Below are 9,949 nucleotides of genomic sequence, written 5' to 3'. Positions count from 1 at the left end.
GATATCTTGATTCGACCACTTTAGCTGGTAATTTCTTTTTAAAAAATCACCTTATGTTATTTGCTGTCGAACATCGCATTGATAACACCACCTTGGAGAAATTTCGATGTGAGTTGGAACAATCGCTTCAACAATCTTGGAAAGAAGATCCTATTAAAACAGACAAGCTACTAGAGATAATTGGTGCAGCCAGCAATCAAAGTTTGGTTGAAGCTTTTGACTTAGCTGATCGAATTACACCTATTCTAGCCACTTCCCCAAGTATTCAAGGTAATCCTCGCATTGTTAAACGCTTGCTAAATGTAGTAAAGATGCGAACAAAAACTGCAAAACGTCGTGGAATGCCTCTAGATGAAGGCATTATCACCAAGCTGGTTATATTTGAGCGCTGTGCTGGTGCAGAAGCAACTTCAGACCTTTACCGACTGATTGACGCTGAAGCAGGTAAACCGAAGATTCTTAAAGAGCTTGAAACCTTGGATGGGGAGCAACTTCCTTCTGGCTTACCAAAAAGTTGGGAAAGAAACTCAGATTTTATTCAAAAATGGAGTAAACTTAAGCCTGAATTACAAAGTGTGGATTTACGGGCAGCAGTCTATTTGTCTAGAGAGACTATGCCTATTGGTATTTATGCAATTGGGTTATCTCCAGATGCCCGCGAAGCCTTGGAAACACTTGTGAAGACTAAAAATATTTCCTCTACTGCTGCAAAAGACGCTTTAAGAATGTTACCAGTAGCAGAACAAGTACCTGTGATGGAAGGGCTTATTAGTCATTTAAGGCAAACATCAGACTGGACTAAGCAGCCCGATGGTTTTGCAGGTGCATGTTTACTTGCCGATTCTTCTCCAGAAGCAGCAAAATTCCTAAGTCGGTACATTCACAGTTTTGATGATCAAAAACCGTGGATGAAAGCATCCCTAAAAGATAAACAGTGGTATAAGGGCACATAGTGGGGACATCACAATCACATCCTGGCCCTGGAGGCAAATCATCTCTAGTACCACCTTGGGCGGATGACCAGCCACAACAACCTTTGCCAACTCCTCAATCGTTACGCTTTAAACCTTTTCGCCAAGCATTTGGGAACTTTGTTAGTACTGGCAATCCATCAGCACTCAAGTCAGCTTTAGGACACTACGCGAGGAAAAGTACCGGAGGTCGGACTACCGCAGCTAGAAGACTAGGCAATACAGTAAAAGCAGGCGCTGCACTGTATCACACCCTGACTGGTGGAGGTAGTATAGCAGATGGAGACGTTGCTATTGATGTAGGCTCTTTGGCTGGAATGCCATCGGAAGCTGCAATCAATAGTATCACTCAAGCCTTAACTCCCTCTGGAGGAGATTCTGACAAAATTCGTAGTGCAATGAATTGTGCGCTTGCAGAGGCCCTTGATGGAGTAGCTATTTTTGACCCCAATGCAATTACTGATGACATGATTATCAATACAATGATTGTCTATGTATCTGAAAGTATTTTCTTACAAGTGGTACAAGATGCAGGTCAAGCATGGATAAAAGCAGACACACCAAGTCAGGCAATTGCAGCGGAGAACTCATTAAGAGAGCTTATTAAAGTTGAGGTTGATATCCATATGGCTCCCATGTTCAGCGGTAATGCTCGGTCATTAACAAAAAGCCAAATAGCTAGGATACAGCGCGATGTCATCAATGCTGTATGGTCAGAATGGGAGAAATATCAGTGATAACAGTAGTGGTAGATCATATTCCCCAACGTCTTCCAAAATTATCCGACGAGGTAATCCCAGTACAAATATATGGACTTCATGGTCGCCAACAAGGAAATATTGCAACTATTGGTAGCCCTTTGATAGATCCCATCAAGCGATTAGGGATTTATATCTCACCCACCGAACTTGATTTTATGACACTGGCATTAGCAGTGACTGCTGCCGATACTTTTGTCCTAAGAAAAATGGCAGATGATGGCTGGACAAGAAATATTAGACTGAAAGTTCCTCTATATCAGCCAACAGTTTGGCTAAACCAGATACAAAACCTTGAGAAAGCTTTGCATTTTCTCAGTGGTGATTTATGGAGCCTAGAAATTACCGAAGGAGGATATAGCCCACCTGATCCCTATTCTCGGCATCATAGATATCGCTTAACCCATCTTCGTGGAAAAGACTGCGTATCTTTATTCTCAGGAGGTCTTGACAGTGCGATTGGGGTAATTGACCTCATAGAAAAAGATAAGTCTCCTTTATTAATAAGCCATGCCTACAAAGGAGATAAATCCCGCCAAAACTATATTGCCAAAAAGTTTTTGGGCAAATTTTCACGATTTTCAGTCAATGCTAATCCTCTATCAGTGAATGGAAAGACTGATATTACAATGCGTACAAGGAGCTTGAACTTTTTAGCTTTTGGAGCGGTTGGAGCATTTGTTGTAGCTAAAGTAAATCAATTAGAGAATATTCCACTCTATGTCCCAGAAAATGGATTCATTTCAATAAATGCTCCACTAACCTCCAGAAGAGTAGGTTCTTTAAGCACTCGAACAACACATCCTTATTTCTTAAGCTTAATACAATCTATCTTTGATGCTGTACAAATAAAAACAACTATTATTAATCCTTACCAATTTAAAACAAAGGGTGAAATGCTCAGTGAATGCAATAATCAGCATGTTTTGCACGAAATTGTATTTAGCACTGTATCTTGTAGCAAATGGAAGCGTAAAGGCAAGCAGTGTGGTAAATGTGTCCCTTGCCTTATAAGACGGGCTGCTTTCATGTCTTCAGGTATTACAGACCTAACTTTATATGAATATCCAAATTTATCAATTGTTAAGCATGATCTAAAAAACCGCGATGATTTATTCGCCTTAATGATAGCAATTCAACGATTATCAACAAAAAATGTTAACGCATGGCTATCTGACAGTGGCCCACTTACACTGGACTCAGTAAAATTTGATAAATATAAGCAAGTTTTCCTACGTGGGATAAAAGAAGTAGAAGAATTTCTACAAAAGGAGGGAATTCTCTCATGATCGATATGCACTGTCACCTTGATCTTTATCCCAATCCAAAAACGGTAGTTCAGCGGTGCGACCAAAAAAATATTTATGTTCTTTCTGTCACAACTACACCAAAAGCATGGCAAGGCACTAAAGCATTAGCTGAAGGCTGTAAGCGCATCAGGACTTCTTTAGGACTACATCCTCAGTTGGCACATGAACGTCATCAGGAGGTCGATTTATTTGATGAATTAGTATCAGGTGCAAAATACATTGGAGAGATAGGATTAGATGGTAGTAAAGGCTATGCACAATATAAAGATATTCAACTCTATGTTTTAGAACACATCTTAGGTTCTACAAAAAAAGCTGGTGGCCGCATAATGTCAATTCACAGCCGAGCTGCGGTTGATTCCTTTCTTGATTGTTTTGCTCAGTATCAGAATGCAGGGATTCCGATATTGCACTGGTTTACTGGCACACAAACGCAGCTTAAAAGAGCTATATCTTTGGGATGTTGGTTTTCAGTTGGGCCAGCAATGCTTGCAACTAAAAAAGGGAAATCTTTAGTAAAACAAATGCCTAAAGAACGCATATTAACTGAAACTGATGGGCCATTCGCAAGCCTTAATCAAAAAATTTTAATGCCTTGGGATGTTGAAAAAACCATACCTGTGCTATCAGAATTATGGCAAATTAGTTTTGACGAGACAAAGTTTACTTTGACCTCAAACTTACAATCAGTATTAAAAAGTATTACATAATTTTAGCGATTATTTTTAGCTTTAGCTAGATAAGCGACGCAGGAGGTATTAGGTTTTGATTGTTCAACAAGTATAAATAGTTGCGTATTCACACACAATCGGTTATTACCGCTAATGTAAAATACAGTAACCGCCCGATACGTTCTTCTACTTGTGACCGATTCCCTTTTTCCTGAACTGACCAACTATGACGCTTTTCTAAGCACCCTTAAACAGCGCATTCGCACCGCACAGGTGCGGGCGGCACTTGCTGTTAATAAGGAGTTAGTACTCCTTTACTGGCAGATCGGCAGGGAGATTTTACAACGCCAGCAGGAGGAAGGCTGGGGCACTAAAGTCATTGAGCGCCTAGCTAAAGACTTTAAACGGGAGTTCCCGGAGATGAGAGAATTCTCTGCTCGTGACTCTAAATATATGCGAGCTTTCGCGGAAGCCTGCCCGGATGAGTCATTTGTCCACCAAGTTGGTGGACAAATTCCCTGGCGGCATTGCTGTGTCTTGCTGGATCGCGTAAACGTGATAGAGCAGCGGATTTGGTACATCCTGTGACTTGAAGAAGATTTTGGACAGGTTGTCCAACTTTACCTTCCAAATATGGATGTCCAATTTCTCCTTCTAAAAACGTCTAAAAAATAGCATAAAGGAAAACTAAACTGCTCAACCCCTATGTCTATATGCAAGATAACGGTTTTGGTAATAGCGATCGCAACGCGGGAGCAATGCTTGTGAGGAATCTGGTTCAAGGGAAGAGTCGCCCAAGAGTAGTATTAAGTGGATCTGTGTCCATTTTCTTCTTCCATTTCTGTTATTCTGTCCATTTTCTTTTTCCAAACTTATGATCGCTTGATTAATGCCTTAACGAAGTTATAAGTATTTCAGCTTGCAACTTGTCCAACTTCTCCTTCCAAAACTTGTCCAAAATCTTCTTAAAGTCACACATCCAGAGGCCCATCCGAAACGGCTGGAGCCGCATTGCTATCCTGGAAATGCAGATTGAGAGCCACATCACCTTTGTATCATTGCAGTCACTTCCTATACTGCAACCACCACTGTTTTAGTTGCATCCAGAAACTTTGCTTTTGCTTATCGTTCTGTGGTTTCTCTGTGGTTTCGCTACTGGAACCATCTCCAAAGTATTTCTCTTTTGCAGAACGATCATGTGTTCTGGCAGTGTCAATCTCTTCTTGTGACCATTGGGCAGCCCATATAACATTATTATGTCTAATCCAATAATGAGATTTACAATCAAAACTCCAGTTTCCAATTGAAGGATCAAGCGAAATTGATTTACCGTTGAAGATTAACTTCCAATCGGTTGGGCTTAGTGGAGTAAAAACCTCGTTCTCACATCCGCAGCAACATTTATGAGCTACGGTTGCAAACTTTACAGACACATAGATAGTGTTCTCATTGAGGTTATCAGGGATATATTCAACAAATTCATGTCTAAGCACCGCTTCAGCCTTTTAACTGGTCGTCGTTAATCAATTTATTACCTCCTATCGTGTAGATAACGTTATGTTCATGCTCATAGTCTTCGTAGAATCCAAGTATTTTCTTCCACTTTATTACAGCTAATGCTGCATTAAGAGCATTGAGATCAGCAATCTGAATATTTTGAGCATACTCGTTGTTACCGTTATCGTCTGAAAAAGAAACTCTCCCATTTATATGTTCACGCTTTTCTATGGTGCTGGTCGTGACTCTTAGTGTCCCGCCTAATGATTCATCACCTAAATACATACCAATTCCGACATCAATGAAAGGAATGCCAAATTCCTCTAATTTCTCGATAATTAGCTTCTTTGCGCTGCCCTTGTCCAGGCACACAAAGACAAAATCCATGCCGTGCAGCTCCTTCACATTGTCAGCGTCCAAGTACACCGGGTGATCGACGATGCCCCGGTGCATCTTCGCGTAAAGATTCTTGAAATAGGTCGCCTTCGGCTGCCTGGCTCTCAGATCGTCGCTGGACGGCGCACCCGGCGAACGGAATGCGTTGTGCTGATAGAACGTGTCCCCGTCATAGAGGTGAATTTCCTTCACCGGCGTTTTTGCCACTAGATCAAGTACGTAAGAGCCGGTGCCACCAAGTCCAAGGATGGTGATCTTCTTAAGCGCCATCTTCTTCGTGACTGCGACAATTTCAGCCCGGCTGGAGGCGGTATCGGTGTAATTGAATGGTTCGTCACTATCGCCATCAGGGGCGATCACGGGAAAGGTCTTTGCCGTGACCGTGGAATCGATTCTCTGCGCTGGGCCGGAAAGAATGGCAATGTAGGTCGTCACCTGAGCGTAGTAGTCCGGATAAGAATCGGCAGGTTTGGGCTTGGCTGAGAACGAGTGGTTGACGGACACGCCTTCAGCGAGCGAATGTGTGTTGCTACCGTGCTTTATTTTCGCGATTTCCGAGCCATCTTCGTTACAGGGATGTTCTCCTGAAAAGTAGGCGACGTGCGTGTCGGGGCGGCCCGTCTGGTCGTCGGCGAGTACAAGCTTGATTACTAGAATCCCGCGCTTGATCTCCCTGTTGGAATTTGTGTAGGGAACATCCTTCACCAGCAAACAGCCGGAGCAGATTTCCAGGTCATACCCTTCATCGCGCAGTTTTTTCAGGTCAGGGCTACGATTTATCGGTTGCTGTGACATTGAAGATCATCCCGTTTTTAATATGTACCGATTGTCCTTGGACTAAAGTTCCTTCAGGCTTGCTGCCTTTGCCTTTCTCGTAGGTAACTGTAAAAAGGATGTTTTCACCTGTCGGCGGACTACTAAATGCTAAAGAGACGATCTCGGTAAACGATAATTCCTTTGAAGTAATCTCCTTGAGACGACCATTCACGATTATCTTGAACTCTCTGGTGCTGTAGAAATGCTCGTCTTCTTTGAGATGAATCTCATTTCCATCATTCGGAATGATTTTATCTTCCTGGTTTCCTTCCACCTCCCGAAACAGCTCGAATCCATGAGGAACGTGCCCAAGTACATAAAGCGCTGAACCTGTTGTTGGATTCGGCGACTCGTACTGCTTACGATCTATATGGACACAGACTTTACTATGCCCTACATCATGCTTGTGTTCTTTTTCGTTCATCATTAAATCCTCACACCAAAATAGCTAATACAATACAAACCCTTGATGCTAATCGTGATAGAGTAAAACTATTCCATCTCTGCAACAACGTTGCTTCAGTGATTCAAATCTGTTATATCACCTCTGCAACAGTGTTGCAATAGTGAAACAGAACGAAAGGATTTTTTATGGCTAGGCTTACACTTGAGCAACTTGGCCCCCTCATCAAAGAACGAAGGGGTAGCAGAGGACTAAGACAAGTTGCAGCAGAAATGAATATCAGTGCCGCAACGCTATCACGGGTAGAGGCAGGAAAACAGCCTGATCTAGACTCTTTTACAAAAATTTGTGCCTGGCTCAGAGTTGATCCTGGAGAAATTCTTGGTTATAAGGAGCATGGAGAAACAAAAACTGCATCCAAGCCTAACCAAACGGTAATGCTTGCTCACTTTAAAGCAGGCAAGACAATGAGTCCAAAGACCGCGCAACATTTGGGTGCATTAATTCTTGCTATTCATCAAGCTGCCGTGGCAGAGGACGAGGAATGATCGGCCCAGTATCAAAAAATGATGAAGCACTGTTCGTTCGGGGTTTCAAATCGCGATGTGAGAACACTGCAATTCAGGTCAGGTCACATTTAGGTCTGAAAGATACAGACCCATTGCCTGCACGCGAACTCGCAAAATATTTAAATGTATTTATCTGGGAAATCGCCAATGTGCCAGGCTTACCCCGCGAAACGCTTCGTTACCTTCAATCACCGGAGGGCGATGAATGGTCGGCCGTTACCGTCCGCTCAGGAACAAAAGACATTATCGTACTCAATCCGTCCCATTCAGTTGCCCGCCAATCCAATGATCTGATGCACGAGATGGCTCACATCTTTCTTAAACATGAATCGTCCCAGATCATCGTATCTGACAGCACTGGCATAGGCTTTCGTACATTTGATAAGCGCCAGGAGGCCGAAGCCGATTGGTTAGGTGCTTGTTTCTTACTTCCTAGGACTGCTATTGCTGCCACGCATCGTCAGAAGATGGATATTGAAGCTGCGGCCGATTACTTTGGTGTCAGTAAGGAATTATACAAGTACCGACTACGCATAACGGGTGTAGAAAAGCAACTATCTCGTCAAGCATAGCTATGGCTGTTCCTTTCCTGAAACTTCTTAACCATTTCCAGCCTCTTTTTTCATCCAGGACGGTTAATCCTGGAACCAGTTCTCTTAACCTAGAGTGGTAAAACTTGCTAGAGTAGATTTTTAATGATTGAAATAGGCGTAAATAGGTAAACCAAAATTTTTACTACCTTTAAGTTTCTGCTCTAGCTAGCTTTGCCACTCTAGCTCTTAACTAAATGCACTTTGTTTTTTTACAAAGGTTTTTGCACAACTGTTGAACCTATCTCACCCACTATTCTAAAAAACCCTACTTAGTTTTATAAAATGTGCTTGAAAACCTTAATTTTTCGTTTTCAGTTCTCAATAAGCTTAAGCTTTGTAGCACAAATATTATTAGTGGGATAGGTTCAAGAAAATCTCCTCAAGTCCGGGTGTTGGGCTTCAAAAAAGATGAACTCGTTTTCATCCCAGTCGAGATGAAGGGTAAGACGAATTTTGTCAGGGTCTACTCTTTTAACGCTTTTATCGCGCCAACAGTTAGCGCCTGTTAGCTGCCTGTCGAAGGACTTTGTAGAAATCTCTGCTATGGCTGCGCTTGATGCCGCATTCTCAACTTCTGTGACTGAAACGGAAGTTTTTTGCTCTTCCCGATCAACTAAAAATAATTTATATACAGGCTGCATCTGCATAAGGCTGACAAAATACTTGATGATTTCTGGTACAGCTTGTTGAAGGGTAACACGATCTTCATTTAGGGTGATTAACTGATCCTCTACTGTCGGGTATGAAAATAAGCGATCGCGCACAGCAATATTGGTTTGTCTAACTCCTGAAATATTTAAGCTTTTTTGTAAGCATCGGATACTGTTTATAATTCTGTGCTGAAGATAAATTTCAATGCCAAAGTCTGAATAAAATTCTTCACCTATATTTTCAGAGAGTTGGCCTTGTTGCCGCACTTTGGTAAAGTTATACCAAGCTTGAGGATTAGACATAATCCGGTAAATAATTACTTTATCTTCAGCACTACCCTCCAGTCGGCTATCGCCAAGTAAACTTGCTTGTTTAGTAATGAAGGGTAGGTGAGTTTATGATGGTTAGGGAATTTCATGTGAACACAGTCCCAAAGCAGTGAGGATAATCCTTCGGTAGTAAACAGATGAGGGTTATCTTGGAGGAGGGGTTGGAAAAATGGTGCTGGATTATACATAAGCTTTACTTTATGACAGTATGATAGAGCTAGCACATCGTTTAATAGCCAGCATCTTTCGTTTTTATATAGTTATATATACTTAAATCAATACTTTTAAAAATACATAATCTTTTAGTTTAAATCTAATTTATATCGGTTTTAGATAGCTTCAAATTCTTTATTTAGTGATAAATCTCACGAATGCCACCACAAGGCTACTCTTGCCTAACTTTTGAAATTCTCTAAGTTAGACGTGGCTATCCCTCACAGAAAGGCTGGTGAAGGCGATCGCGCTCTTGGCGGGGAGCGAGCGCTTTTAGTTATCCACCCTTTAAAAGCAGATCACACTTCAATATCTAATTTCGCTCCCAACGCTTTCTCTATGCTCCGCAATGTTTCAATAGGCAATTCCTGAATTTTTTCGTTTTCAACCCTGTGCCAATGAGGAGTGCTAATACCTGCCTCTGCTGCTAATTCTGTTAAGGATTTAGGAGAAGCTTTTCTAAGAGCTTTAATTTTTTCCCCCAATCCTGGAATCTCTTTACTAAACGTAACCCGCATTAATGTTAATTCCACATGCACTACTCCTTAAGTATCTTTTGCTGGGTTAGTTTTCTCATGCTTTTATAATTGCATAATAAGTAGTACTTGACAAGTACTACTTAAAAAGATAGTATTTTAATCATAAGAGAGGAAACAAGCGCCAGCCTCCCAGCTAAATATAGAGGCGCTCACCATTGAACCTTGAAAATAGTAAATTTAGCCCTCTTCTGTCACTCTCCGGAATAAGCAAATAGTAAAAAAGCGAAATCATC

General features: G+C 41.7%; 12 protein-coding genes. 7 read left to right on the top strand and 5 right to left on the bottom strand.

Annotated features, from left to right (window positions below):
• From RM368_RS36990 to RM368_RS36970, 5 genes are all read left to right on the top strand, one after another.
• The coding region (locus RM368_RS36990; RefSeq protein WP_322698667.1) for a hypothetical protein at positions 1–953 on the top strand (953 nt) is incomplete at its 5' end.
• Positions 953–1,708, top strand: a complete 756-nt coding sequence (qatB, locus tag RM368_RS36985; RefSeq protein WP_322698666.1) for a Qat anti-phage system associated protein QatB — start codon at positions 953–955, stop codon at positions 1,706–1,708. The genes RM368_RS36990 and qatB, both read left to right, overlap by 1 nt.
• The gene (gene qatC, locus RM368_RS36980) at positions 1,690–3,018 is read left to right on the top strand and encodes a Qat anti-phage system QueC-like protein QatC (protein ID WP_322698665.1); all 1,329 of its coding nucleotides are present in this window, start codon (positions 1,690–1,692) and stop codon (positions 3,016–3,018) included. Before qatB ends, qatC begins: the two co-directional genes overlap by 19 nt.
• Positions 3,015–3,749 carry a Qat anti-phage system TatD family nuclease QatD gene (gene qatD / locus RM368_RS36975; protein WP_322698664.1) on the top strand — a complete coding sequence of 245 codons (735 nt, stop codon included), beginning with the start codon at positions 3,015–3,017 and terminating at the stop codon, positions 3,747–3,749. The genes qatC and qatD overlap by 4 nt, the downstream gene beginning before the upstream one ends.
• A 153-nt stretch (positions 3,750–3,902) precedes the next feature.
• Positions 3,903–4,298 (top strand): DUF1016 N-terminal domain-containing protein, encoded by a 396-nt coding sequence (locus RM368_RS36970; protein ID WP_322698663.1) that lies wholly within the window; start codon positions 3,903–3,905, stop codon positions 4,296–4,298.
• 476 nt (positions 4,299–4,774) lie between these two features.
• Here RM368_RS36970 and RM368_RS36965 read toward each other — a convergent pair whose 3' ends face one another.
• The 3 genes from RM368_RS36965 to RM368_RS36955 are packed head-to-tail and all read right to left on the bottom strand — an operon-like array spanning position 4,775 to position 6,846.
• Positions 4,775–5,203 (bottom strand): DUF6527 family protein, encoded by a 429-nt coding sequence (locus RM368_RS36965; RefSeq protein WP_322698662.1) that lies wholly within the window; start codon positions 5,201–5,203, stop codon positions 4,775–4,777.
• A 4-nt stretch (positions 5,204–5,207) separates the two neighbouring features.
• Positions 5,208–6,398 carry a ThiF family adenylyltransferase gene (locus RM368_RS36960; protein ID WP_322698661.1) on the bottom strand — a complete coding sequence of 397 codons (1,191 nt, stop codon included), beginning with the start codon at positions 6,396–6,398 and terminating at the stop codon, positions 5,208–5,210.
• On the bottom strand, positions 6,373–6,846 hold the full coding sequence (locus RM368_RS36955; protein WP_322698660.1) for a multiubiquitin domain-containing protein: 474 nt from the start codon (positions 6,844–6,846) through the stop codon (positions 6,373–6,375). The genes RM368_RS36960 and RM368_RS36955 overlap by 26 nt, the downstream gene beginning before the upstream one ends.
• Before the next feature lie 164 nt (positions 6,847–7,010).
• On the opposite strand from RM368_RS36955, the gene RM368_RS36950 reads away from it, so the two are divergent.
• Positions 7,011–7,370, top strand: coding sequence for a helix-turn-helix transcriptional regulator (locus RM368_RS36950; RefSeq protein ID WP_322698659.1), 360 nt, complete (start codon positions 7,011–7,013; stop codon positions 7,368–7,370).
• Complete coding sequence (locus RM368_RS36945) at positions 7,367–7,963, top strand: ImmA/IrrE family metallo-endopeptidase (protein ID WP_322698658.1); 597 nt, start codon at positions 7,367–7,369, stop codon at positions 7,961–7,963. Before RM368_RS36950 ends, RM368_RS36945 begins: the two co-directional genes overlap by 4 nt.
• A gap of 386 nt (positions 7,964–8,349) precedes the next feature.
• Here the strand turns inward: RM368_RS36945 and RM368_RS36940 are convergent, their stop codons facing one another.
• Positions 8,350–8,937 carry a hypothetical protein gene (locus RM368_RS36940; RefSeq protein WP_322698657.1) on the bottom strand — a complete coding sequence of 196 codons (588 nt, stop codon included), beginning with the start codon at positions 8,935–8,937 and terminating at the stop codon, positions 8,350–8,352.
• A gap of 539 nt (positions 8,938–9,476) precedes the next feature.
• Entirely contained in the window at positions 9,477–9,710 is a 234-nt protein-coding gene (locus RM368_RS36935; protein WP_322698656.1) for a helix-turn-helix transcriptional regulator, read from the bottom strand.
• Positions 9,711–9,949: the final 239 nt, after the last annotated feature.

The organism is Nostoc sp. DedSLP03 (genome assembly GCF_034530815.1).
In the GTDB taxonomy this organism is placed as follows: Bacteria; Cyanobacteriota; Cyanobacteriia; order Cyanobacteriales; family Nostocaceae; genus Nostoc.
Note: the sequence above shows the minus strand (reverse complement) of the source record. Positions and strands in the feature narration are given on the sequence as shown.

What these genes read in the sequence shown, in the direction of transcription:
- RM368_RS36955 (WP_322698660.1), bottom strand. Translation starts at nt 6,846, where the DNA reads ATGATGAACGAAAAAGAACACAAGCATGATGTAGGGCATAGTAAAGTC.
- RM368_RS36945 (WP_322698658.1), top strand. Translation starts at nt 7,367, where the DNA reads ATGATCGGCCCAGTATCAAAAAATGATGAAGCACTGTTCGTTCGGGGT.
- RM368_RS36940 (WP_322698657.1), bottom strand. Translation starts at nt 8,937, where the DNA reads ATGTCTAATCCTCAAGCTTGGTATAACTTTACCAAAGTGCGGCAACAA.
- qatC (WP_322698665.1), top strand. Translation starts at nt 1,690, where the DNA reads ATGGGAGAAATATCAGTGATAACAGTAGTGGTAGATCATATTCCCCAA.
- RM368_RS36960 (WP_322698661.1), bottom strand. Translation starts at nt 6,398, where the DNA reads ATGTCACAGCAACCGATAAATCGTAGCCCTGACCTGAAAAAACTGCGC.
- qatD (WP_322698664.1), top strand. Translation starts at nt 3,015, where the DNA reads ATGATCGATATGCACTGTCACCTTGATCTTTATCCCAATCCAAAAACG.
- RM368_RS36950 (WP_322698659.1), top strand. Translation starts at nt 7,011, where the DNA reads ATGGCTAGGCTTACACTTGAGCAACTTGGCCCCCTCATCAAAGAACGA.